Genomic DNA, 24,760 nt, shown 5'->3' on the forward strand with positions numbered 1-24,760 from the left:
TGGTGGGGAATACCCGGCGAACGCGAACTACAAAGTTCGCGCTACTGCGCGCTACCCGCGGCGGGCGGTTGTAATTTGGCCGCTCCGGCGGCGCATTAATTCGCCACTTTTCTCGTTTGGATTGCTATGAAAGCCGTTCTTTTTGCCAGCCTATTCGCACTTACGGCGCTGCCCATGTGCAAGCCCGACACCGCCAAAACCGCCACCGACACCGCCGCCGCTGTTAGCCCAGCCTCGCCCGCTGAGGTACGGGCCCAGTTCGACATCCTGCGCGACTCGGCCGATGCCAACTGGCAGCGCATGATGGGCAGCGACGACCAGAAGCTAGCCGAGGTGCGCGGCCTGGTGCAAGACCTCAAAAAACAGCCGCGCCTCAACACCGCCCAGCTCCGCGCCCTAGGTGAGCAGGCGGGCCGCCTCAAGCCGCAGCGCTACGACCGCCAAAGCATGGCCTCGTCCGAAAGCATCGACCAGTACGACGCCGCCCAAGACTCGGTGCTGAAGCCGCTGGTGCGGCTGGCCGCCCCCGAGGGCAACGCGCCCACGGCTCGCATCCGCGATTACGTCGAGCACATTATGCTGGCCGACGCCAACGTGGTGAGCTACCGCGCCCACTACGACGCCGCCGCCAAAGCCTACAACAACTACCTGCGCCTGCACCAAGCCGAGCTGGCCCAGATGGGCGACCAGTACGCTCGCCTGCGCCCATTGCCCCTATTCGAGCTAAGCCATTAGGTAGTGTTTAGTGGTTAATTATTAGTGAGTAGTGATTGGGTGTTAATCACTACTCACTAATAATTAACCACTAAACACTAGCATCGCCGGGATTCAGCTCGCGCACGTCGGGGTGCTGGTAGTTGATGATGATGACCGAGAAAGCGTGGGGCTCGCCTTCGCGTTTTTCGAGGCGTAGGGCGCCGGCATCGCGCAAGTGGCTCAGCAGCTGGCGGCGTTCCCAGTCGGGCAGCTCGGGCAGCACATCGGTGAGGCGGCGCAGAAAAGGGCTAGCCCAAATTTCGGGCGTGCCCTGGTTGCCGGCGTAGCGCTGGCCCTGCTCCAGCAAAAACTCGAGGCAGCGGCGCTCGTCCGAGCGCGTGATGCGCTGCGTGGGCGCGAACGTGGGCGCCGGCTCTGGCACTTGCTCGGCTGGCCCGGTTGGGCGGGGGTAGGGCCGGGCGCCCTCCTCGCCGGCAGCGGGCGCGGCGGCTTCGCTGGCGGCCGGCGCTGCTTGCGTGGCGGCGTCCAGAGCCGCCTGGCGCGCGGCAGCCGACTGCACCGGCAGGCCTTGCTCGCGCAGGCGCCGCAGCTCGCGTAGCTCGCTGCCCTGCCTAATGCGGCCGGCCCGGTGGTCTTCTAGCGCCTGAAGGCGCTCGGCGGGCAGCAGCTGGCGGGCATCAATGTAGTGCTCCTGGCCTAGCATGAGCAGCAAATCGCCCGATACGCTCTCGCGGAAGCCCACCACCTTCACCTGCCGGGCCTGCCGGCGCAGGTGCTGCAATACCGGAATGTAGTCGCGGTCGCCGGCCACCAGCACGAAGGTGCCAATGTCGGGCCGGGTGTAGAGCACCTCCAGCGCATCGATGCAGAGCTGCATGTCGGCGGCGTTTTTGTGGTCGGTGCCGAGCACGTTGCGCGTGTCTACGCCCATGAGGTAGAGCGGGCCCTGCGGACCGCTGGGCAGCTTATCGAAGTCAGCGTAGGCGTAGAGCACCAGCGAATCGAGGCCCTGCTCGCGCTTGAGGGTATCGCGGAGGGCGCGTACCAGGTCCAGGGCGTAGTCGTGGGGGTCCTGGGGGTCGAGGTAATGATTTTTAAGAAAGTAATAGACGTTCTCAAAATCAATAAATACCGCGGCGTACGGAGAAGTAGCCGCCGGCGGGGTAGCCAACGAAGTAACCATGCTGTCTTACTTTAGAAAAAATAGGTAGAAAGGTGCTGCCCCAAAAGCGAAGTGGAGTAGGTAAGCATAGGAAAGAGCGACAAAGTAAAGGTCGTGGCTTTTACCCGTTAGCCATTACCTACGCTACGCCTTTCCTGGCGCAGCGCTCGGCTTAGCACCTTATAATTAGGCCACTTAGCATTCTGACGCCCGCAGCCGTGCCTCAAGCGCTGAACTACCCTAGGTCATCTGCACCCTCATTCTCTCCGGCTGTTCCACTGATAATGCTCAAGTTATAAGATAGCAGTGGGCTACAACGCAAAAGCGCCCACTGATAACTCAGCGGGCGCTTGCTCATTAGGGAAAAGCGGCTTATTAAGCAGCCGAAACTTCGGCCATCAGTGCGGCGAGGGCCGCTGCCTGATTGAGGTATTTGGAGGCGTAGCCCGCGTTCGACTTATTCAAGAACAGGCAGCTACCACCGTGTACCGCGTCGATAATCTGCGCGTACTGGTCTAGCGGCAGCGCGGGGCACCCTAGGCTGCGGCCCAGGCGACCGTTCTGCTTGATGAAAGCTTCGCTCACGTAATCGGCACCGTGCATCACCACCGAGCGGGAAGCGGCGTTGGTGTTAAAACCCTCATCCAAGCCTTGCAGACGCAGCGAGCGGCCGTGCTTGCCCTGGTACTCGTGCCCAGTCACATAAAAGCCGAGGCTACTCATGTTGCTTTGGTCGGTGTTGGAGAAGCTAGTGGCTTCGTTTTCACCCGAGTTATGCCCGTGAGCAACCAGGGTGTGAAACAATATCTTACGCTCCGACAAGTCCAGCACCCACAGGCGCTTTTCGGTCGAAGGCAAGTCAAAATCAATAACCGTGAGGCGCTGCTGGTGCTCGGAGAGGCGACCAGCTTGCTTGAGGTTGAGGTAGCCCGTCAGGGCCTTCTCAAACACCTCAAAGCGCAAGCCCTGCTGCTCGGCACCTATGCTGGTGTAGAGGTCGTGCGTCGTGCTTTCGAGGCGCGTAAGAGGCGCCACCATCACCTTGGGCATCGGTGCTGGTTGGGTTTTCGCCAACGAGCGGGCTACCGGGCCCGCCAGTGGCGTAGCCAGAAACAAGGAAGCCACAAACGGCAGCACCCGCCGCATGAGGCGCTGTGACCGCCGCGCGCCGCGCTGGCGCTGCACTACGCTAGGATGATGATGCGGGTGATGCGTTGTCATATCTTTTCTTGGGAAATAACCGACGGGCCAGGGGTTGAGGCCAACCCGTTGCTTAATAACTAAAGCAATATACGCAAAAGCTTGCGCCAAGGTCAATGAGAACACCGGGCGCCACAAAATAATTCCGAGCTGGCCTAGCGCCAGCCGCGCCGGGCAAAGCGCCGGCCCGCCGCCGGCCCATCGAGCCAGCGCGAGGCTAAACCGGGGCCGCTCAGCAGCAGCAAGCTACCCGTTTGCACGGTGCTAATAATCTGCTTGTACTGCTCGGGCGGCAGGGCGGGGCAGCCGCGGCTGTAGCCCAGGTGGCCGTGCTGGCGCACGTATTCGGGGCTGGCGTAGTCGGCGGCGTGCAGCACCACGTAGCGGTCAAAGGCATTCATGTTCTGGCCTTTATCGAGGCCCTGCAAGCGACGTGAGTAGCCATGGATACCGCCGTACGTGCCCGACGTGCGGTAGAAGCCCAGCGAGGTGCAGGCCGATTTTTCGGCATTAGAAAACCGCCGCGCCCGCAGGTGGCCCGAGCCCTGCCCGTGCGCTACCAAGCTGCGATGCAACACTCTGCGCTGTGCCAGGTCGATTACCCACAGGCGCTCGGTGGTGTTGGGCAGGTCCATGTCGGCCACGGCCAGCAGGCCGCCCCGCTCGATGCGGCCGGTGGGGTGCAGCGTGAGGTAGCCCACGCAGGCCTGCTCCAGCACGGCGGGCCGCAGGGCGGCCGCGGCCGGCCCTAGGTCGCGGTGCAATTGGCCGATGGCCTGGCGCAGGGTGTCGGGCAGCTCGGCCACGGCCGGCACCGGCGTGAGGCGCAGCGAATCGGGCAGCGGCGCAGGAGCCGGGGACCGGGCCGCCTGGTGCGGCGCCGCGTAGGCCAGCGGCGCCGACTGGCAGCCCGCCAGCCCCACCAGCGCGCCTACGCAGCAGGTCAAAAGAGTCAAAAACTGACGCATGGGCCAAATATAAGGGCTGCGGGCTACTTAAGAAAGCGCCGCTATGGCTGTAGCGCGGGCGTGGTAGCCCCGGTCACAGCCCCACAAAGGCTACTTTTGTGGGCCGTTTTGGCGGCAGCGTTGTTACTCTACTTTCGGCCGCACCGTTGCGGCCTTGCTTTTACTCTCTCATGGCTAAAGTCGCCATCAACCTCGCCACCGGCGCCGTTCAGCAGGAAGAACTCATTGTGGGCATCGACCTGGGCACCACCAACAGCCTCGTGGCCTACGTGCACCCCGAAACCCGCCAGCCGGCCGCCATCAACGACCTGGGGCGCGGCACCATTGTGCCCTCAGTAGTGCACTTTCCGGCCGATGGCAGCTCGCCGCTGGTGGGCAACGAAGCCCGCGATTTCCTGCTTTCTGACCCCGCTAACACCATTTATTCGGTGAAGCGCCTGCTGGGCAAAAGCTACCGCGACCTCGGCCAACACGCCGGGCAACTGGGCTACAAGGTCATCGACGATGACACCGAAGGCCTGGTGAAAGTGCGCGTGGGCGAGCGCTTCTATTCGCCCATCGAGCTGTCGGCCGACATCCTGAGCGAGCTGCGCCACCGCGCCGAGCACGCCCTCAAAACGCCGGTGCGCCGCGCCGTTATCACGGTGCCGGCCTACTTTAATGACTCGCAGCGCCAAGCCACCCGCGACGCCGGCCGCCTGGCCGGGCTGGAGGTTTTGCGCATCGTGAACGAGCCTACGGCGGCCGCGCTGGCCTACGGCATCGGCCTCGACCCCGAGGAGGAAAAAACCGTGGCCGTGTACGACCTAGGCGGTGGCACCTTCGATATTAGCATCCTGCGTCTGCACCAGGGCATCTTTGAGGTGTTAAGCACCCACGGCGATACCTGGCTGGGCGGCGACGACATGGACCGCGCTATCGTGGAGCACTGGCAAACCAAGTTTGGCCTGCCCGCGGCTTATGCTGAGGTGCCCGCCATGCAGCAGCAGCTGCGCCTGGCCGCCGAAATGGCCAAGCGCTACCTCAGCCAGCACGACGATTTTACGACCCAACTCATAGACAATGACGAGCAAGTACAGTCCGTCACGCTGACCAAAGCTGAGTTCGACGGCCTCATTCGCCCGCTCGTGGACCGCACGCTCGCCGCCTGCCGCCAGGCCCTAGGTGATGCCAAGCTGACTGCTAACGACATTGATGCCGTGCTGCTGGTAGGCGGCTCGACCCGGGTGCCGCTGGTATATAATGAAGTGAGTCAGTTCTTTGGCAAGCAAGCCAATAACTCGCTTAATCCCGATGAAGTAGTGGCCCTAGGCGCCGCCATTCAGGCCGACATCCTGGCCGGCAACCGGCGCGACGTACTGCTGCTCGATGTGACGCCGCTGACCCTGGGTATCGAAACCCTAGGGGGGCTGATGGACGCCATTATTCCGCGCAACTCGAAGATTCCGACCAAGGCCGGCCGCCAGTACACCACCAGCGTGGACGGGCAGGTGAACCTCAAAATCGGCGTGTACCAGGGCGAGCGCGACCTGGTGGGCGAGAACCGCAAGCTCGGCGAGTTTGTGCTGAGCGGCATCCCGGCCATGCCGGCGGGCTTGCCCAAAATCGACGTCAACTTCTTCCTCAACGCCGATGGCATCTTGCGCGTGGAGGCCGTGGAGCTGCGCTCGAACACGCGCCAGCAAGTCGATATCAAGCCCCAGTATGGCCTCACCGACGACCAGGTGGAGCAGATGCTAATGGACTCGCTCCTCAACGCCAAGCAGGACGTGAGCGCCCGCCTGCTCATCGAGGCCCGCACCGCCGCCGAGCAACTGCTGTATCAGGTCGAGCGCTTCCTGAAAAAGAACGCCGAGCACCTCGACGCCACCGAGGTTAGCACTACCACCGCCAAAACCGACGAGCTGCGCCAGGCCCTAGGTGGCAACGACCGCGACCTCATCCTCAAGCACATGGATGAACTGGATGAGCTGACCCGCCCCTTCGCCGAGCGCGTGATGAACATCTCCATCAAGCAGGCCATGAGCGGCAAAAAAATCGGGTAGCACCCTGGCGTAATCCAGACCTATCTCCTCTGGATTACGCCGGGGCACTACCCGACTAGACTACTAAGAACTGGTTACCTAGAAGGCTGGCTGCTTGGTGCGCGGCTGGCCTTTGTGCAGGCGCTTGGTGGGCTGGGCGCCGGGTATGGCCTGGCCGGCGCGGGGCTGGTCGGCGCGCTGGGTGCCACCGTCGATGTTTCTGTCGGGCAGGCCGTTGGGGTAGGTCGAGCCCGTGATGCCGGTGGGCCGGGTGCTGTTAGCGGGAGTTACCGTGGGCACCGTGCTGGTACTGCGGCCGGGCCGGCCCGGTATGGTAGCGGCCGGAATGCTCGGCACGCCCGCCGCGTTGGGTACGCTGCTGACGCTGGGAATATCGGCCTGGGCGAAGGCCGGGCCGCTGAGCACCAGTCCTAGTAGGGTGGCACCAAGTAACTGCTTAGTTTTCATAGGTAAGTAAAGCTGAAAAAACCGCTGCTTAGGGCTTGCCCATCGAGCGGACGTTCGGGCGTTTGGTAGTGGGTTTTTTGGCGGGCTCGGTGGTGGCGGGCGGGTACACGGTGCCGGGCGGCGTGGCCACGGGCGGCGGCGTGCCCGGCTGCCCCGGCGTGGTGGTGCCCGTGCCCACGGCCGGCGCGGTCGGGTTGCTGGGGTTAATGGGTGTGCCCGGCGTTACGGTGGTGCTGGCGGGGGTGGTTTGGGCCAGGGCCGGGCGGCCGAGCGCCGCGCTTAGCAGGGCGAGGCCCAGCAGATGATGAATTTTCATAACAACAAGTAGTAAATAAGTTGGACTAGTACATTCACCAGCTACGGCCATCCGCTAAGGATAGGCGGCGCGGGCAATTAGTTTACGTAACCCACGGGCTTAAAGACTGGCTTCTTGGCCGAACATGCCCAAATTTTTTCGGCTCTGGGAGCCTCGCCGCGCTGGCGCGGGTTTAGCCCCAGCCGGGCGGTACCTTTGAGTAGATTCTGTTTTCAGCCTTAATGCGCGTTTTACACACTGCCGACTGGCACCTAGGCCAGCATTTTCTAACTGGCCAAGAGCGCCTTACCGAGCAAAAAGCTTTTCTGAACTGGCTGCTGGCCACCGTGCAAACCGAGGGCGTAGAAGCCCTGGTATTAGCCGGCGACGTGTTCGACACCACCACGCCCTCACACGCCGCGCAGGAGCTGTACTACGACTTTTTGGTGCGCATGCAGGGCACCGGCTGCCGCGATATCGTGGTGGTGGGTGGCAACCACGACTCCCCCACCCTACTCAACGCCAGCCGCCGGCTGCTGCGGGCGCTGCGCATCCAAGTCATTGGCGGGGTGCCGGCCGAAGCCGAGGAGCAGATTGTGGCCTTAGGAGCCGCCGATGGCCGACCCAGCCTAGTAGTGTGCGCCGTACCCTTCTTGCGCGACCGCGACCTACGCCTAGCCGTGGCCGGCGAAACGCCCGACGAGCGCCAGCTGCGCATTCGCAACAGCATTGCGGGCCACTACCGCGGGCTGAGCGAGCACGACCTGGTACGCCGCCTGCGCGAGCAAGATGTGCCGGTGCTGGCCACCGGCCACCTCTACGCGGCGGGCGGCGAGGCCCGCGAGGGTGCCGAGCGCGACGTGCACATCGGCGGGCTCGGGGTCATTGGGGCCGAGCACTTCCCGGCGGCCTTCGACTACGTGGCCCTAGGGCACCTACACCGGCCGCAAATGGTGGGTGGGCAGGCGCGCATCCGCTACTCGGGCTCGCCGGTGCCACTCTCTTTTACTGAGGCCGATGACCGGCAGCAGGTGCTGCTGCTGGAGTTTGCCGGTGCCGGCGAGCCGACCATTACGGCGCTACCCGTACCCGTGACGCGGCGCTTGCAGCGCTTTCATGGCGAGCTGGAAGAGGTGGAGGCCGCCATTCTAGCTTTTGATAACGAAGCCTTTGAACTAGTGGCGTGGGCCGACGTGCTGGTGAAATCGGACGAAGCACCCACCGAGGTGCAGCGCCGCGTGCAGACTGCCCTCAAGGAGCGCCGCGCCGCCGTGCTGGCCCCGCGCGGCGTGCGCCACCAGCGCCTCACCGATGCGCCGGGCGTGGTGGCCGAGGCTAGCGCGCCCATCGAGCACCTGCACGAACTCACGGTGGAGGAGGTATTTCGGCGCCGCGTGGCCGGCCTGCCACCCGAGCGCACCGCCACCCTCACGGCCACCTTCCAGGAGCTGCGCCAGCTGCTGGCCGAAGCCGACCCGCAGGCCTGGAGCGGCGAGGGTACTGGCGATTGATACTGGTTATTTCGTAGAAATTTTTTGCAGCGTAGAATCGGCTAAGTAGCCCGCAACAAATGCCTCATACCAATACCCAAACGGATGCTCGGTATTATAGGCGGACGCCACTAACAGCAGCGCCACAATCAGCGAGAACAATCCGGTTGCTATATAAGGACGGGCAATTTCCCAAAAAGTCGGGCCGGCCATTAATCCGGCCTCTACTGCCGGCTTAGGCAACAAAGGCCGGATTAATGGCAACACTACACTGACAAATACACCACCGACGGTGGCAAAGTAGATGGTCGCAAGTGAGTCGGCTACGGAAGAAGGTCCTACCATGAGTCTGGGTATTTATATTCTTACAAATATATATTATTTATTATATATTTTAGTTCAACCCTTCGCATCCCCACTAGTAGTAGTTTGTTCAGGCTCTCAACGCCCGCACAGCCGTAATTTTAGGATATGAAGATTATCAGCCTGCGCTTTGCCAACCTCAACTCGCTGCCCGGCCCGTACCTCATCCGGTTCGATAGGGCGCCGCTGGCCGACACGGGGTTGTTTGCGATAACCGGACCCACCGGCGCGGGCAAAAGCACGCTGCTCGACGCCATTGCGGTGGGCCTGTACGGGCGGGTGCCGCGCCACGACCGCCAGGTGGGCGAGATGGTGAGCCGCCACGCGCCGTTTGCTTATTCGGAGGTCGAGTTTGAGGTGCACGAAACCAACGCCGACACCGGCCAAACGGCCCGCGTGCGCTACTGCGCGCGCTGGGAAGTAAAGCGCAAAACGCGGGGCGACGACAAGGGCAGCCTCGGGCAGGATGCCATGTCGCTGGCGCGGGTGCGCGGCGAAGCGCGGGAGGCCGTCATCAGCGGCAAAGAACTGGTGCCGACCAAAGTAAGCGAGCTATCGGGGCTGGACTTCGGGCAGTTTGAGCAGGCCGTGCTGCTGAGCCAGGGCAAGTTTGCGCGCTTCCTGCACGCCCCCGAAAAGGAGCGCAGCGCCCTGCTCGAAAAGATGACCAACGTGGGTATCTACTCGCGGCTGTCGGTGGCGGCATTTGACAAAGCCAAGCAGGAAAAGCAGAAAACCGAACTGCTGGCCGCCCGCCTTGACGCCACGCGCCTGCTGTCGGAGGAGGAGCGCGCCGCCCTAGGCAGCCAGCTCGACGCCCTGGGCGAGGCCGCCGAGCAGCACCACGAAGAGGCCCAGGACCTTAACGTGTGCCTGACCTGGCGTACCATCCTCGACCAACTAGACCGCCAGTTGCGCGACACTGCCCGCGAGGCGGAAGCTTTGCACCAGGTTAACGAAAAGCTACAACCCGATTTCGCCCGCTTGGCCGACCACCAGCGCGCCAATGCCAAGGAGCTGGCCACCCCCATGGCGCTGGCTGAAATGGCTTATAAAGCCCTGCAAACCAATGCTGCGCAGCTAGGCGAGCTTCAGCAAGCCTTGCCCAGCTTGGCCACTGCCACGCACACGGCCAAAGCCAACCTAGAAGCCGCCACCACGGCCCACTTGGCCGCCCAAACCAAAGAAAATGACTTGCGGCCTTTGCTAGACAAAGCCCGTACGCAGGATGCCGCCATTGCCACCACGCGCCAGCAGCTGTTCAGAAACCAGACGGCGCACGCCCAAAACCAGCGGGCGCATGACCAAGCGCAAGCCGCTTGGCACCAGCAGGCGCAGGCGCTGCAAGGCCTGGTAGCGCAGCAAACTACGCTGGATAACTGGCTGATTAGCCACAGCCACGAGGCCGACCTCAAAAGCCAGCTCAACGCCCTGAGCCGCGAAATCATCGACCTGCAAGCGGCCCAAAAGGAAGCCGGCACGCGAGCCGCCAGCCGCGCCGAGCTGCTCAAAAATCAGCAGGCCACGGTCGCCGACCTCAGCCGCCAGCACCAGCTCGAAGCCGACGCTCTAACCCAGCAGGAAGCTATTAAGGACGAAGGCCAGCCCTGCCGCACCGAGCGCAACGTGCTGCTGCAAGGCACCACGCCCGCCGAGCTGGCCCAGCGCGCCGACGACCTCACCGCCTACCTACACGGCCTCCAGCAGCTATTGCCCAAGGCGGAGGCCGCGCACGACTACCACGCCCGCGCCCAGCACTTGCAGGCCCAACTCGACCAGGAGGCCCCGGCGCTAGCCACCGCCGAAACCACGGCCCGCCACCTGGCCGACCAGCGCACTACCGGGCAGCAGCTGCTCGAAAGCCTGCGGCGCGAGCTGCGCACGCAACAGGCTATGGCCGACCTCAACACCCATCGCCAGCAGCTGCACGCGGGCCAACCCTGCCCGCTGTGCGGGGCGCTGGAGCACGCGTTTGCCGCCGACTTCGCGGCCGATGCCGACGCCCAGGAGCGGCGCGTGGCCACCCAGCAGCAGGCCCTGGCCGCGCTGGAAGAAGCCCTGCGCACCGCCGCCCACGACCTCACCCGCCGCCAAACCGAGCAGCAGCAGCGCCAGCGCCAGCGCCAGGAAGCCGCCGACGCGGCCGACGCCGCCCGCCGCCAGGCCCACGAGCTAGCCGCCGACCTGCGGCCCGCCCCGCCCCTACCCGCCGACCTAGCCGCCGTGCGGGCCCTGCTGGAAACTACGACCCTCGCCCAGGCCATCGCCCAGGCCAACCGCCGCCAACTGAGTATTTTGGATGACAAGCTGGCCACGCTGCGCGAAAAATACTTGGCCGCCGGCAACGCCGCCAGCACCGCCCAGGCCGAAATCCGGCTGCTGGTGCAGCGCCAAAATGCTACCACGCTCGAAATCGACAAGCTGAGCGCTGACTTAGCACATTGGCGCGAGCAGGCCGAAATTTACCAAGGCACCATCCAGGACCTCCTGCGCCCGCACCAGGTGGCGCTGCCCGCCCGGCCGCCCTACGACGGCCTGCTCGCCACGCTCGAAGGCCGCGCCACGCACTACGAAGCCCAGCGCACCGCCCTGACTACCGGCCAAAACCAGCTGCTGGAGCGCACCACCAAGCACAAAGCCCACGCCGACGAGCTAGCCCGCCAGCAAGGGCAGCTGGCCGCCGCGGGCGAAGCGCTCGCCGCCGAGCAGCTAGCCCTGGAGCAGCAGCAGGCCGCCCGCCTGACCTACTACGCCGGCCCCGACCCCGCCGCCGAGGCCGCGCAGCTGCGCCAGCACACCGAGCAGCTGGCCGCCGCCGCCCGCCAAGCCGACGGCCAGCACGCCCAGCAGCAGCAGGAGCTGGCCGTGAAGCAAAGCGCGCTCGATTCGCTGCAAGCCCAGCTGGCGGCCCACCGCACCGCCCACGACGAGCGCCAGGCTGAGCTAGGCGCCGCCCTAGGGGCCGCGGGCTTTGGCAGCGCGGCCGAGGCGCAGGCGCTGCTACTGCCCGCCGCCGAGGCCGAGCGCCTGCACCAGCAGCAGCAAACCCACCTCACGGCCACGGCTGCCACCGCCCGCCGCCTCACCGACCTCCTGGCCGAGCAGCAGCAGCACGCCGAGTTTGCCCTCACGCCGCTGAGCGCGGCCGACCTCACGGCCCAGCTCGGCGCGCTGTCAGCGGCCGACGATATTTTGCAGCAAAAGCTCGGCGCGGCCAGCAACCAGCTGGCCCAGGACGATGCCGCCCGGGAGCGCCTGGCCGAAGGCCGCCGCGAGCTGCAAGCGCGCCAGCTCGAAGAGCAGCGCTGGCAAGACCTGGCCGAGCAAATCGGCTCAGCCAAGGGCGACAAGTTCAGCCAATTTGCCCAAGGGCTGACGCTCAGCCACCTGGCGCGGCTGGCTAACCTGCGCCTCAAGCAACTCACCAACCGCTACTCCATCCTCAAAACGCCCAATCGCAACCTGGAGCTGCAAATAATCGACCACGACCAGGCCGATACCGTGCGGCCGATGGCTTCGCTTTCGGGTGGCGAAAGCTTCCTGGTAAGCCTGGCGCTGGCCCTAGGACTGAGCGAATTGGCGGGCTACAAGGCCCGCATCGAGTCGCTGTTTATCGATGAAGGCTTCGGCACGCTCGACCCCGACTCGCTCAACACCGCGCTCGACGCGCTGGAGCGCTTGCAGCACTCGGGCAAGATGATTGGCATCATCTCGCACGTGGCCGACCTCAAGGACCGCATTGGCACCCAGATTCGGGTGCAGCCGGTGGCCGGCGGCAATAGCACCGTGCACGTGGTGGATGTGGTGGGCACCGAAACTGAGTGCTGCGAGTGAAGGGTAATGAGCGTAATGGATAATTAGCGTAATGCTGAACAGTTATTACTCCAACTACCCATTACGCTCATTACCCTATACTCACCGCCCGCACCTCGGCCCAGGTCCAGTAGTGCCTGGGCTCGATACCGGCGTAGCCTTTTTGCAGGAAAGCGACTACCTCACTCTCCAAGGTGCCGGCTGCCAGTGATGAGGCGTAGATGGGGCGCCCGTCGGGGTCGGCGTAGCGCTCGGCTTTCGACAGGGGCCGGCCGGTGAGGCGCAGCAGCGGGCCGGTGTCGGTGAGCTGGTCGGCGGTCCAGCGGTAGTTGCTTTTTTCCAGCTCGTTGAGGCGGGCGGCGAGGGGCGCCAGCGGCAGGCGCGGCAGCGTGGGCCGGCTGGCTAGGTCTATCCAGGTGGTGTATTTGCACTCCAGCTCGTAGCGCTGGCCGTCGTAGAGGCTTAGTACCCAGTCGAAACCGGTCGTGGGGCCAAACAGCGCGTAGTATGGTACCGGCGCGGGCGTGCGCAGCACCACCAGCCCTAGGTCGGGGTAATTGGTGCGCTGGGTGAGTGGGCCGTGCAGGGCGGCCACGGCCAATTTCACCCGCTCGTACTCGGGCTCCCAGGCATCGCGGCTGGCCGCGGGGTCGAGCAGAACTTCGGCGAAGCGCGGCAGGAACCAGGCGAATTTCTCGGCCGAGGCCTCGTCTTCGCGCCGGCGGCGGGCGGGGGCGCCGAAGGGCTCGTAGAAGCGGGCTTTCTCCTCGGCATTGAGCCAGCACGCCAGCTGCAGGGCGTGGTCGGCCAGGGGGTTTTGCCAGTCGATTTCGCGGAAGTCGCCTAGGGTGGCTACCAGGCGCAACAGCTCCTCGTGGGCCAGCGCCAGGGCGGGGTTCAGCAGGGCCCACACGCCGATAAAGCCATCAATATCAAAGTGATTGGCCGTAACGGCCTCGGCCGCCAGGCCCGGCGTGGCGGGCGCGTGCAGGGCGCGCAGGCACGAGCCGGCGCTGGTGTCATCGCGCAGGGCCGCGGGGGTGGCGGCCCCGCGCCAGTGCGCCAGCGTGAGGGCGGCGCCCAGGCCAGTGCTATCGACCACAATAGTGGGCTGGCGCCGCAGCTGGGCAAAGGGCACGAAATAGCGATTCATGCCCCAAAGAAACCACGCAAAGGCGGCTGCCCGGCCCCGGCTGCTCTGGAGGGAGCAGGCCGGGGCGGACAGCCGCCTTTTCTTTAATTAAAAATTAGAAATTATGAATTAAAAATTGAAGCTAAGCTACTTGAGTGGCGATAAGCCATTCGTTGACATGGCCGAAAAACTGTTTTTCGAACGGCTCCTGGTTGAGGCTGCGCCAATCAATTTTTAATTCATAATTTTTAATTCTTCAGCTACTCCCGCGTCAGCCGTTTCACTACCGTGCCCTGCGGCGCAAACACCCGCACCGAGTACACGCCGGCGGCCAGGCCCGTGAGGTCGAGCTGCTCGCGCAGGATGCCGGCGCGGGGCTGGGCGGTGCGGCGCAGCACCACCTGGCCGAGGGCGTTGAGCAGCTCCAGGCGCACCTCGGCCGCGGCACCTAAGCCGGTCATTTCCAGCGTGGTGGTGCGGGTGGCGGGGTTGGGATAGAGGTGGGTGGCGGCTTGCAGTGCCCCGGTGGCCGTGGGTAGCACGCCGCTGGGTTGCAGCCAGAGGTAGAAGCGCTGGCCGGTGTAGCTGGGGCTCATGGCGAAGATGTAGCTGGGCGTGAGCGTCAGGTTGTGGCGCGTGCCCAGCTGCCGGTCTTCGAGCCAGACTTCGGTGCCGGGGGGCAGGTGGAGCAGCTCGGCGGCGGCGAGCGTGTGGGGGCCGGCCTGGCTCACCCGCACGCCCAGCGGAATGCTGGCTACGGCCGTGATGCTAGGCAAGGCATTGATGGACAAAGCCGTACCGCCCGCCGTGCTCCACAGCGACGGCCGGCCATTATCGTTGAGCTGCACCTTGCAGGCATCGTGCGCGAGGTCGAAGTCCGGCGTGGCGGCCGGGTCAAAGTAGACTACCGTTTCGTCGGCCAGGCCGCCGGCCCGCTGCACTTGCAGGCGCACCAGCGGTTGGGGCGCCGTGGGGGCGGCCGCCAGGCGGTTGAAGCCGGGGTTGAGGTAGGTGCCGGGGCGGGCGGCGGCGGGCAGGCTCAGCGTGGCCGGGCCGCTGGCCCGCACGAAGAAGCCCTGCATGGCGGCGAGGTCTTTACTGCCCCCGTTTTGCCCAATGCCATTCACGTAGGAGCGGTAGCTGCCGGTGTAGGGTCCCGAGGGCACGTACACGTACAGCGCCCGGTCGAGGCCCGGCGCGGCGGGCACCTGGTCCCAGTCGAGCGGCGAGGGGAACGGGTTACCGAGCAGGTGCCAGCCCGCCTCCGCGGCCGGGCCGCGGCTGAGGGCGTAGCTCACGTCGGCGCTGGCCAGCGTGCCGCTGATGTCAACCACCGTGCTGGCCGCGGTCTGCACCGAGTAGCCGCGGCCGGGCGTGAGGTCGGCGGTAGCCGCCGGCACCATCCAGCCCTGGTCGAAACCGGGTAGGGCGGCGGTCAGGCGGCTTTCGTCATACTGAAGCAGCGTCGGGAAAGGCGACGCGCTGGTGCCCTGCGTATTATAGGCCGGGTTCACGTTGAAGCCGGGTACGTCGTCGGCAAACTCCTGCACGGTGGCCGTGCCCGTCTGCATCGGCGATGCGTAGTGCCGGTAGCCCGGCGCGGTGCTCGTAATGAAGCGCTCCATAGTGGCGCGGCCCGTCACGACGCCGCCGCCGGCGGGGTTCACCACCATAGCCGTGCCGCTGGCATCGGAGAGCAGCGTGAGGCGGCCATCCGAGACCAGGTTGCCGGCCGTGAGCGTGAGCACGTGCCGCACGCCCAGCGCACTAGTCAGCGTGGCACCCGCTAGGTTATTGATTGTCAAATCATAGAGCCGCAGCGCGCTGGTGCCGCCCAGCAGCTGGGCGGCGCTGCCGGCGCAGACAAGGGCGCTGCTGCCGGGCGCGAGGGTACCGTCGGCAACAAGGTTGCCGGTGAGCACGAACTGCCCACCTAGGGTCAGCGAAGCGCCGCTGGCGATGGTGAGGTGGTGGGCGGTGCTGCCCGCGCCGGCCACCGGATAAGTGCCAAGGCCGGCCGGAATCACCACGTCGGCAGTCGCCGTGGGCACGGCGCCGCAGCTCCAGTTGGCGGGGGTGCTCCAGCTGGTGCTCACGGCCCCGGTCCAGGTATAGGCGTTGGCTGCGCCGATGAGAATATCCACGCCGTTATCGGTGCCCACGGTGGCCGGCTGGCTGCCCACCACCCGAATGCGGTAGCCGGTGCCCGGCGCCGTACTGGCCGGAATAACGGCCGCGATAGTGCCCGAACCAGTGCCACTCAAAGTTCCCATAATCACCGGATTAGCAAAGCTGCCGCCCGGCGCCGATAGCTGCGCCGTAAACACATTACCCGCCGCAAAGCCGCTGGCCGTGAAGGCTACATTGAGGGTTGTGCCCGCGCAGTAGCCCCCGGCCACGGCGCCGGTCTGGATGCTGGCCACCACCGGGGCGGTAGTTATCACCACGGCCACGCTCACGGTGGTCGAGCAGCCGTTCAGGGCTATCGTTACTGAGTAGGTGCCCGCATCGGTTAGCGCGGCGCTGCCGATGGTTTGGTTGGGGCCGGTGGCGGCGTAGCCGTTGGGGCCGGCCCAGGTGTAGGTAGCGCCGCTGATGCCAGTGGCCGTGAGCGTGAGGGGCGAACCCACCGCCACCGGCGAGTTGCTGCCCACCGAGGCGGTGCTCAGGTTCGTAATGGTCAGGGCTGAGCCGTTATCATTGCTGGTAATGGCTGGACTGCTGCTCACCAACCGGATGCGGTAGCCCGCCCCAGCCGTAGTGCTGGCCGGAATGACTACGCCTAGGGTGCCGTTGGTGGCCGCCGTCGTGCTCACCGAGCCGATACTAACCGGGGCCGCGAACGAGCCGCTGGCATCCGACAATTGGGCCGTGATGCTATTGCCCGCGCCGAAGCTCGGGCCGGCCGCCGCGTAGCTCAGCGAGTAGCCCTGGCTTGCGCACAGCGACCCGCCAAAGGCACCTAGGGCGATGGTCGTAACCGGCGCGGCCGGTGTCACAAATACGCGCACTGAAGCTGTGTCAGTGCAGCCGAAGGGCCCGGTTACCGTCAGGCGGTAGCGCCCCGCTTGCGAAGGTTGGGCGTTAGGTATGCTTGGATTCTGCGCATTGCTGAAAGCAACAGGATTTCCGCCCACTGGCGTAAAGGTCCAGGCAAAGGTTGCAGTAGACAGGCCCCCAGCACCACCTTGTAGCTGCAGCGTGTTGCCGGCCGTAATAGGCGAGTTGCTACTTGCCGTTACCGGAGGAAGCGGTGGAATGTCTACAAACACGCCAAACACGCCCGGAGGATTCGTATTACCCGATACGTAGGGAGTTGAAGCAACTAGCCGAACGCGGTAGTTGGTACCGAGGCGCTGGGGGAAACGGGGCACGGTAACCGGCAGCGAGCCATTTCCTACTCCGGCAAAGGTGACCGAGCCAATGGCAGTAGCGGATACAAAAGAGCCGGAGCTGAGCGAAAGCTCAGCCGTGATAGTAGTACCGGCTGGGAAAGGATTGCCCGTGACGGAGAACGATAATGCGTACGCAGTGCCCGAGCAAAAAGTCTCCGTAATCGGTGCTAGCGTCAGAATAGGAAGTGTCGAGGGCTGCACCGTGACATCGACGTAACTGCTGGACGTGCAGCTGCCCAGCGTCACGGTCACGAAGTAGCGGGCTACGCTGGGCGTGGTGGTGCTTGTACTCGGGCTTTGCAGCGTGGAGGCAAAGCCCCCCGGCCCGCTCCAGCTGTAGGTAGCGCCGGCGTAGGTTGGCGTGACACCTAGGTTGATGGTCGCGCCGTTGGCCACCGTGGCCGGCCCGGTGGCCTGGCTCACGGGGGCCGTGTTGATGCTGAGGTTCGCGCCGTTGGGCGTGCCCGTCACGGCGGGGTTAGAGGCTACCACGCGCACCCGGTAGCCGGTGCCGGCCGGCGTGCTCAGCGGGATGGTGCCCGTGACGGTGCCGCCGCTGGCGGTGACGCTAGCCGAAGTGCCCAGCAAGGGCGCATTGGCCGCAAACACGCCAGCAGCATCCGAAAGCTGGAAATTATAGGCGTTGCCCGCCCCAAAACGGGCGGTGTTGGTGCTAAACGGCACCGAGATAGTAGTGCCCGCGCAGAACGTGGCCGGCTGCACCGTGCCCGTGGCAATGGCCGGCGGGTAGAGGTAGCTGGCCCCCGAGCAGGCCGTGCCGCCCGAAGTGGTCACACAAATCTGGCCATCGGTGCCGCCGGCCGGGGCCGCTACCGTGAGGCTGGTGGTCGTGTTATCGGTAATCGGGCCGGCCGGCGTGCCGTTGAAGGTCACGGCCGTGGCCCCGTCGAGGTTGGTACCCGTGATGGTCACGGCCGTGCCAGCCGCCCCGCCCGCCGGCGTAAAGCTGGTAATCACCGGCACCGGGCAGGTATCGGTGAAGAAATACGCCCCCACCCTACTCACCTGGATGCCCTGCGCCAGCGTGGGCAGCAGCAGGCGCAGGCGCAGGCCGCGCACGTTGGCCTGCGGCGTGGCCAGCGTCCGCACGATGCTGGTGGGCGCGCTTTGGTTGGCGGGCAGCGTGGCCGCGTAGCTGTCGATAACGCTCCAGGTGCTCAGGTTGGTGGAGGCCTCCACTTGCAGGGTATAGCTGACGGGCGTGCCGTTCGTATTCTGCAAGCTCAGCTGCACCTCCGAGATGGTGCGCAGCGTAGCGGCGCCTAGGTCTGCCTGCGCGTAGTAGTTGTTGAAGAAGCCCGCCGAGGTGGCCGTCACGGCCGCGCCGTTGTAGAGCTGTTCGCTGGCCGCCGCCGAGATGCCGTTGCCCGAGTAGCTGGCGGCGGGCTGGCTGGCGGTGTAGTTGGGCGAGCTGCTGCAGCCGCGCTTGGCAAAGGGCCGGCTCAGCACCTGGCTCCAGCCGCCGTTGGCATCGCGCACCCGCACAAACAGCCGGTGCTGGCCCTCCGCCAGAGCGCTGGCGTCGGCCAGCAAGTTAAGGTTGAGCAGGTTGGGCGCCGGCGTGGCAATGGGCACGTTGGTAGCCAGCCCGTAGCCGGGGTCGGTATCGAAGTAATACTCCGCTTTATTTAGGTTCGGGATGGCGGCCACCGTGGGGTCGTCCACGTAAAAAATCCGGTCCTGGGTTTGGCTCCACTTGCCGGCCGCATCGCGCACCCGGTAGTAGAGGGTGTGAAAGCCCACCGATAAGGTACCTAGGCCCACCGAAAAGCTCACGCCCGCGGCATTGGTGCCGCCGCCCGTGATGGCCGCGCTGCTGCCCTGCCCGTAGCCGGGGTCGATGTCCACGAAGTATTCCACGGCCGCCAGGCTAGCGGGCGGCGCGGTAGTGGTGGGCGGCTCTTTGTAAAAAATCTGGCGGTAAGTCTGGCTCCAGGTGCCGCTCACCGTGCGCGAGCGCACGCTAAGCGAGTGAAAGCCCGGCGCCACATCGCCCAGGCTCACCGTGAAAGCCACGCCCGCCGCGTTGGTGCCGCCCCCGCCGATGGCGACGGCCGTGCCCGCCCCGTAGCCGGGGTCGGCATCGATGAAATACTCGGCGCCCGCCAGGTTAGGCGCGGCGCTGACGCTGGCCGTCGGCTCCTTGTAAAAAAGCTGGCGGTAGGTCTGGCTCCAGATGCTGCCGCCCGCCCGCGAGCGCACCCCTAGGGTATGAAAACCGGCCGGCAACGCCGCCAGCCCCACCGAGAAAGCCACGTTGCTGAGCACGTTGCTGGGCGTGGCGGGCAGGGCGATGGCCGTGCCCTGGCCCGTGCCGGGGTCAGCGTCAATAAAATACTCCACCCGCTCGAGAACGAGGGGAGTTTGGGCCCGCAGGGGCAGGGCAGCCCCGGCAGCCAAGAGCAGCAGCACCACCCGGCCTAGCCGGCAGTGGCGCATCAAGCGCAGCAAATCCATAGCAGTAACGCTGAGAGAACACCCGTGAGGGGCTTCTTCTGCTAGTTATTAGACCGCGTGCTGATGGTAGCGTTCAGGCTGTTGCCCGACACCGACTGCGAGTACTGGTATATCGTGGGCACGTTGGGAATGCCCGCGATACGGTAGGGCAGCACCCCGCCAAACGCACCCACGTCGATGCCACTCTCACCCTTATCAATGGCCAGGCTGCCCGCCCGCAGTTGAAAGGCCCCATCGGTAGAGGCCGTGCCACCCACAAAAAGGCTGGCCGGCGTGATATTCTGCTGGTTGCCATTGGCCGTGCCGAAAGCCGTGTTCCCGCTGATGTTGTAGGAGTAGGCGTTGTTGCGCGGCGTGAACACGGCATTCGTGCCGGTGTAGGTCAAAATGTTATTTTTGATAACGGCGTTATCAACCTGGAAGCCAGCACCGCTGGTACCAGCCAGATTACCAATTACGTTATTAGAAATCAGAATATTGCTGAGCGTGGTATAAACTCCTGATGCCGTAGTTATTCCGCCACCTAGGATATTGTTGGTGACATTCACATTACTTACCGTGGCCGTCGAGCTATTATAGAAGTAAACAGGATACCCGTTCTCTACATAGTTCTGCCGAAAGATGATGCCGCTCACTGCCACTGCCCCTATCGATGGGTTATAACCAATGTAGGCGGTGGCAGAGGAGAGGTAATTCCGCTCCACGGTGACGTTACTGGCCCCGATAGCTAAGGTGCTGGTGATGGTGCAGCCCGTGATACGCGACCCCGCGCTGCCATTCGCAAAGGTGATGCTGCCCGTTATTGCCTCGCGCGTATCTACTTGCAGCCCCGGGTTTTGCTGCAAGAAATACCCGTTGCCAATGATGGTGAGCGGGCGCACGCAGACGAGGTTGCCGTAGGAAATATTGGTCGGCTCCAGGTAAATGATGTCGCCGCTGCTGGCCGCGTCGTGGGCCGCCTGCAAGGTGCCGTACACGTTGACTCCGGCTACAAGGCCGGAGTTGTTTACGCGGCGAATGTTTTGAGCTTGGGCGGCGCAGGCGCACAGCAGCAATAAAGCGGCGAGGAGAGAAGTAAAGGTGTTTTTCATGGGGGTTGGGAGAATAGGGGTACCACACAGTACCGTTGCTTAGAGGACACAAATATTTATGTTATATTATATATAAAAAATACCCAATACTAGGTATTTTTTATTCCTCACCCAGCCGTAACTCTGAAGCCATACCTTACCCCCCAAAACGGCAGCGGCCTGACTATCACAGATAGTCAGGCCGCTGCCGTTTTGCTTGCGCGCTGCGCCAGCGCTAGTCCTTCCCCCGCCGGTTGCTGATTTTTTCCACCCGGTTTTTGCGAATCCAGCCTAGGTAGCCTTGCAGCTCGTCGGCGGCGCGCAGGGCCTCCACGGTGGCGTACTGCCGGGCCAACTCGCGGTTGGTGAGGAAGCGGTGCACGCTGCTGTGGCAGGGCTGGCACAGGTCCACGACCTCGCCGTGGCGGCCGCCCTCTTCGCGGGGCACGAGGTGGTGGCGCGAGGTCTGGGCCACCTCGCGCTCGCAGAGGCCGCAACGGGTATCAGCGGCGCGCTGGGCGCGGGCGGCGGCTTCGGCGGCGGCCTGAGCAGCCTGGTGGCGACGACGCATTGTTGAGTTAAGAGTTAAGAGTTGATACGGCACTGGCGCGTGTTGCAGTAGTACTACGCTGTATTGTACGCCGAAGTGGCTTCCAAAATTCCCAACTCTTACCTCTTAACTCTTAACTCACCCCCGCACGATGCGCATGAAGGGCACGTTGGTATCGGGCAGTGGCCCTAGGAGGTTGGCCAGGGCTTGCAGGAAGCGGCCGGTGGTATCGGGCCGGCCGGCGGGTGGGCCGGGGGTGTGGTGGTGATGGTGGTCGTCGCGCCACTCGCCCAGCACGGTGGGGGTGCCGGCCTCGTCGGGGGTGCGCCCTAGGGTGGCTTCGAGCATGAAGTAGCGGGGCCGGTCGTCGGGCAGGTCGAGGTCGGCCTCATCGTCGTCGGCGGGCTCCTCCAGGTCGTCTATCGGCGACGGCCGCCGCTGGTCGGCCAGCGGGTCGGCCTCTCCTTCGTACACAATGGCTACCAGGTGGGCCTCGCCGGTGGCCTGCGCAATGGGCAGCTGCACCAGCGCCGTGCTGCGGCCGGCCACTTGGTGCCAGCTCAAGTGCAGCCCGCGGGGCGCCACGCGCTCGCGGGGCGGCAGGCTTTCGGCGGCCTTGTCCCACGCGTAGAGCAGCAGCTCGCGGGCCAGCAGCGGGTCGGCCAGCTCGCGGCGCACGGCCGCCGGGCGCCGCCACACCAGCTGCGGCAGCAGCGTGTGCACAAAGTGAGAAGGGTGCGGACGAGCCATTTTTTCAATTAGTAATTAACAATGAGCAATTAACAGGGGCTGCGGAGGGGGGCGGCTGGCCCGCAACCATTGGGAGGGAATTAAAAATTATAAATGATAAATCAAAAATCGTAAGTCTCTAAAAAGAGTAAATTCTTAATTTATAATTTTTGATTCCCTCTTAGAAAGGGGCCGCAAAAATAGACCCTAGGTACCCGCCGGCGCTAGCGCGGCAGCAGGCGCCGCAGCTCGCGCCAGCTCACCAGCCCGGTACCAAACAGGATGGGCACGAAGGCCAGGGCCATGAGGCCGGCTTCGAGCCACCAGCTGAGCCCTAGGCCCCGGCGCAGCGCGTACCAGCCCCCGCACAGCAGCCCAAAGGCCAGCGCCAGCTGCGCCAAAATGCGCCACGGCACGGCCACCGGCGTGCGCCGGGCCACCAGCCACACGTAGGCCACCGACACGAACACCACGCTAATGAGCGTGTTGGCCGCGGCGGCCACGGCCCCGTAGCGCGGCAAAAACACCAGGTTCAGGCTTAGGTTGAGGGCAATGCTGAAGCCGATGAGCCAGCTCACCACCGTTTGGTGGCGCGTGCTGGTGAGCAGCGTGCTGTAGATGGCAAAGAAGGCGTGCACCAGCACGTTCAGAAATAAAATCTTGCTGCACAGCACCATGCGCGCCAACTCGGGCGCCTGGCTGTGGCTGAACTGCCAAAACAGCACCTCGCCTCGAAACAGCACGAACGCCACCGCAAACAGCAGCGGCACGCCCACCACCCGCTGCCCCAGCCACAAGAGCTGGCGCAGCTCGCGCGGGCGGGCCACGGCGTGGGCAAAGCGGGCAAAAAAGAGCGGCAGCACCGTCCAGGCATACATCATCACGGCGTCGAGCCAGCGGTAGGCGGCCGCGTAGTAGCCCGCCTCCTGGGCCGACGAGAGCCGCTCGAGTAGCACCATATCGACCCGCTCGTTGATGCCGTAGAGCAGCGCGATGAAGGCAAACGGCAGGCTGCCGCGCAGCAGCTGCCCGGCCGGCCCGCGCCGGGGCCAGCGGTGCGGCAGCTGCCCAAATAGCCGCCGCAGCAGCCCCAGAAACAGCACCGCCGTGAAGACCGCCGCCGCCAGTCGCGCCCCCACGTAGGTATTCAGCCCCAGGCCATTGCCCAGCAGCAGGCCCACCACCAGCCCCAGGGCCAGCAGCTTCTCAAACACCGACAGCAGGGCATCGGTGTTGAAGTGCTGGCGGGCCTGCACCGGCCCGCGCAAAAACAGCCCGTACTGCGTCAGCAGCAGGCTGCCGCCCACGGCCGCCAGCAGCCCCAGCTGCGGGCCGCGGTAGCCTAGCGCGGCCCCTAGGGCCAGCAGCGCCAGCAGCGCCGCCCCCGTGAGCCAAGCGCGCAGCGGCAGCAGCGTGGGAAAGTGCTCGTCGGCAAACTTTGGCTCGGCGGCCAGGCGCTGCACCGTGAACTGGGTCAGCCCTAGGTCGGTGAGGGTGGCCACTATCACGGCCAGGGCCGAGAAGGCCGCCACCAGCCCGAAGGTGGCGTGGCCCAGGCGGTTTTGCACCAGGTTTTCGACGAGTATCCAGCCCGGTTTCACGAGCAGATTGAGGCCGATGGCCAGGCCGATGCTGCCTAAAAACCGTTTAATAGCTAGAAAAAGTTAAATGTTTCTTATTCGAAAGCCCAAAGGTAGAGCGGCGGGCGGCGGGTTATCTTTGCCCGCCACTGCCCAGGCTGCCGCATTTTATGGGAGCTAGGCAAGTGGTTGCTCTTGTTTGCTGCTATGATGCACGCCCCCCAATCTCTTTTTTCGCTCGCGGGCTTGCGGGCTATTTTTAACCGCTGGAAATATTTGCTGGGCCTGGCTGCCGGGCTGGCATTGCTCATAAGCACGGCCGTGGCCCTGATAATGCCCGACATCTACAGCTCGGTCGCCATCTTCCTCCCTACTTCGCTGCAAAGCGCCGACCCCGACCGCCTGGCCGACGTAGCGGAGGGCCCCACCAAAAACACGCCCAAGCTGGAGCTCAGCACCAACCCCGCCGACCTCGACCGCGTGCTCTCCATCGGGCAGTCGCTGCCGGTGGCGCAGCTCATGATTCGCAAGTTTGACCTCTACCACCACTACAACACGGGCCAGCCCGGCGACGACGTGGCCGAGACCAAAACGCTGCGCGAATTTGCTAGTAACCTGAGCATCATTCACAATGAGCGCGACGCCATTGAGCTGACGGTGCAGGATAAGGACAAGCAGCTGGCCGCCCGCATTGCCAATGCGATGGTGACGACTATCGACTCCATCAACCAACAGCTGACGCTAGTGAACCGCCGCAACGTGCTGGAGCTGTACCGCCAAAGCTCGACCAGCCTGGGCCGCACCTACGAGCAAAGCCGGCAGGCGCTCATTCGGGCGCGCCGCCGCTATGGCGTGTTCGGCATCAAGGAGCAGGGCCGTTACCTGGCCAAGGCCATCATCGATACGGAGAAAGAGCTGCGCATCGCCGAAAACGGGGGGCCCGGCAACGCCACGGCTCTGCGCCGGGCCCTGCGCGGCCTCACGAGCGCCGACGGGGGCAACGTCATCAACCTGGAGGGCTGGACCGCTGGCAACGACTCCGTGACGCTAGCCAGCGAGCGCCTAACCGACCTGCAAACCCGCTTCATTGCGGCGCGCGGCGCCTACGAGCAGGCCGAAACCTCGCTGCGCAGCCGGGTATCGTCGCTGTACCTGGTGCAAAAAGCGCAGCCCGCTACGAAAGCCAGCAAGCCTCTGCGCGCGCTTATCGTCGTGGGCTCAGTGCTGCTGACGCTCGCTGTATCGGTGGTGCTTATTCTGCTGCTGGAGCTGTTTTGGCGGCGCCCGGCTACCGCTGGGTTATAAAGGGCAGGAGGGTGAGGGGAG

17 protein-coding genes are annotated in these 24,760 nt (G+C 64.7%); 5 read left to right on the plus strand and 12 right to left on the minus strand.

Features of this window, described 5'->3' with window-relative positions:
• Positions 1–126 precede the first annotated feature (126 nt).
• Positions 127–735, plus strand: coding sequence for a hypothetical protein (locus tag ACFSDX_RS06635; RefSeq protein ID WP_382312467.1), 609 nt, complete (start codon positions 127–129; stop codon positions 733–735).
• 70 nt (positions 736–805) lie between these two features.
• Here the strand turns inward: ACFSDX_RS06635 and ACFSDX_RS06640 are convergent, their stop codons facing one another.
• The 3 genes from ACFSDX_RS06640 to ACFSDX_RS06650 form a co-directional block, all read right to left on the minus strand.
• On the minus strand, positions 806–1,900 hold the full coding sequence (locus ACFSDX_RS06640) for an NYN domain-containing protein (RefSeq protein ID WP_382312468.1): 1,095 nt from the start codon (positions 1,898–1,900) through the stop codon (positions 806–808).
• A 354-nt stretch (positions 1,901–2,254) separates the two neighbouring features.
• The gene (locus tag ACFSDX_RS06645; RefSeq protein ID WP_382312469.1) at positions 2,255–3,100 is read right to left on the minus strand and encodes a murein L,D-transpeptidase catalytic domain family protein; all 846 of its coding nucleotides are present in this window, start codon (positions 3,098–3,100) and stop codon (positions 2,255–2,257) included.
• Positions 3,101–3,234: 134 nt separating this feature from the next.
• The gene (locus ACFSDX_RS06650; RefSeq protein WP_382312470.1) at positions 3,235–4,047 is read right to left on the minus strand and encodes a murein L,D-transpeptidase catalytic domain family protein; all 813 of its coding nucleotides are present in this window, start codon (positions 4,045–4,047) and stop codon (positions 3,235–3,237) included.
• A gap of 170 nt (positions 4,048–4,217) precedes the next feature.
• Between ACFSDX_RS06650 and hscA the strand changes: the two genes are divergently transcribed.
• The gene (hscA, locus tag ACFSDX_RS06655; protein ID WP_382312472.1) at positions 4,218–6,092 is read left to right on the plus strand and encodes a Fe-S protein assembly chaperone HscA; all 1,875 of its coding nucleotides are present in this window, start codon (positions 4,218–4,220) and stop codon (positions 6,090–6,092) included.
• Between the two features lie 78 nt (positions 6,093–6,170).
• Here hscA and ACFSDX_RS06660 read toward each other — a convergent pair whose 3' ends face one another.
• Both ACFSDX_RS06660 and ACFSDX_RS06665 read right to left on the minus strand, forming a co-directional pair.
• On the minus strand, positions 6,171–6,539 hold the full coding sequence (locus ACFSDX_RS06660) for a hypothetical protein (protein WP_382312473.1): 369 nt from the start codon (positions 6,537–6,539) through the stop codon (positions 6,171–6,173).
• 28 nt (positions 6,540–6,567) lie between these two features.
• Positions 6,568–6,855, minus strand: coding sequence for a hypothetical protein (locus tag ACFSDX_RS06665; protein ID WP_382312474.1), 288 nt, complete (start codon positions 6,853–6,855; stop codon positions 6,568–6,570).
• 221 nt (positions 6,856–7,076) lie between these two features.
• Between ACFSDX_RS06665 and ACFSDX_RS06670 the strand changes: the two genes are divergently transcribed.
• Positions 7,077–8,345 carry an exonuclease SbcCD subunit D C-terminal domain-containing protein gene (locus ACFSDX_RS06670; protein ID WP_382312475.1) on the plus strand — a complete coding sequence of 423 codons (1,269 nt, stop codon included), beginning with the start codon at positions 7,077–7,079 and terminating at the stop codon, positions 8,343–8,345.
• A gap of 6 nt (positions 8,346–8,351) precedes the next feature.
• Here the strand turns inward: ACFSDX_RS06670 and ACFSDX_RS06675 are convergent, their stop codons facing one another.
• Complete coding sequence (locus ACFSDX_RS06675) at positions 8,352–8,669, minus strand: hypothetical protein (RefSeq protein WP_382312476.1); 318 nt, start codon at positions 8,667–8,669, stop codon at positions 8,352–8,354.
• Positions 8,670–8,795: 126 nt separating this feature from the next.
• Here ACFSDX_RS06675 and ACFSDX_RS06680 point away from each other — a divergent pair, with 126 nt between their 5' ends.
• Positions 8,796–12,521 carry an AAA family ATPase gene (locus tag ACFSDX_RS06680; protein WP_382312477.1) on the plus strand — a complete coding sequence of 1,242 codons (3,726 nt, stop codon included), beginning with the start codon at positions 8,796–8,798 and terminating at the stop codon, positions 12,519–12,521.
• Between the two features lie 70 nt (positions 12,522–12,591).
• Here ACFSDX_RS06680 and ACFSDX_RS06685 read toward each other — a convergent pair whose 3' ends face one another.
• The 6 genes from ACFSDX_RS06685 to ACFSDX_RS06710 all read right to left on the minus strand — a co-directional run bounded on the left by ACFSDX_RS06685 (position 12,592) and on the right by ACFSDX_RS06710 (position 23,455).
• Positions 12,592–13,653, minus strand: coding sequence for a DUF6687 family protein (locus ACFSDX_RS06685; protein WP_382312479.1), 1,062 nt, complete (start codon positions 13,651–13,653; stop codon positions 12,592–12,594).
• 239 nt (positions 13,654–13,892) lie between these two features.
• On the minus strand, positions 13,893–19,505 hold the full coding sequence (locus tag ACFSDX_RS06690) for a T9SS type A sorting domain-containing protein (RefSeq protein ID WP_382312480.1): 5,613 nt from the start codon (positions 19,503–19,505) through the stop codon (positions 13,893–13,895).
• A gap of 41 nt (positions 19,506–19,546) precedes the next feature.
• The gene (locus ACFSDX_RS06695) at positions 19,547–20,596 is read right to left on the minus strand and encodes a right-handed parallel beta-helix repeat-containing protein (protein WP_382312481.1); all 1,050 of its coding nucleotides are present in this window, start codon (positions 20,594–20,596) and stop codon (positions 19,547–19,549) included.
• A gap of 214 nt (positions 20,597–20,810) precedes the next feature.
• Positions 20,811–21,146, minus strand: coding sequence for an HNH endonuclease (locus tag ACFSDX_RS06700; RefSeq protein WP_382312482.1), 336 nt, complete (start codon positions 21,144–21,146; stop codon positions 20,811–20,813).
• 117 nt (positions 21,147–21,263) lie between these two features.
• Positions 21,264–21,875: a hypothetical protein gene (locus tag ACFSDX_RS06705; protein WP_382312483.1), complete on the minus strand. Its 612-nt coding sequence runs from the start codon at positions 21,873–21,875 to the stop codon at positions 21,264–21,266.
• 203 nt (positions 21,876–22,078) lie between these two features.
• Positions 22,079–23,455 (minus strand): oligosaccharide flippase family protein, encoded by a 1,377-nt coding sequence (locus ACFSDX_RS06710; protein ID WP_382312484.1) that lies wholly within the window; start codon positions 23,453–23,455, stop codon positions 22,079–22,081.
• Positions 23,456–23,641: 186 nt separating this feature from the next.
• Between ACFSDX_RS06710 and ACFSDX_RS06715 the strand changes: the two genes are divergently transcribed.
• Positions 23,642–24,739: a GumC domain-containing protein gene (locus tag ACFSDX_RS06715; protein WP_382312485.1), complete on the plus strand. Its 1,098-nt coding sequence runs from the start codon at positions 23,642–23,644 to the stop codon at positions 24,737–24,739.
• Positions 24,740–24,760 lie beyond the last annotated feature (21 nt).

It is taken from the genome of Hymenobacter bucti, assembly GCF_042681145.1.
Classification (GTDB): Bacteria; Bacteroidota; Bacteroidia; order Cytophagales; family Hymenobacteraceae; genus Hymenobacter; species Hymenobacter bucti.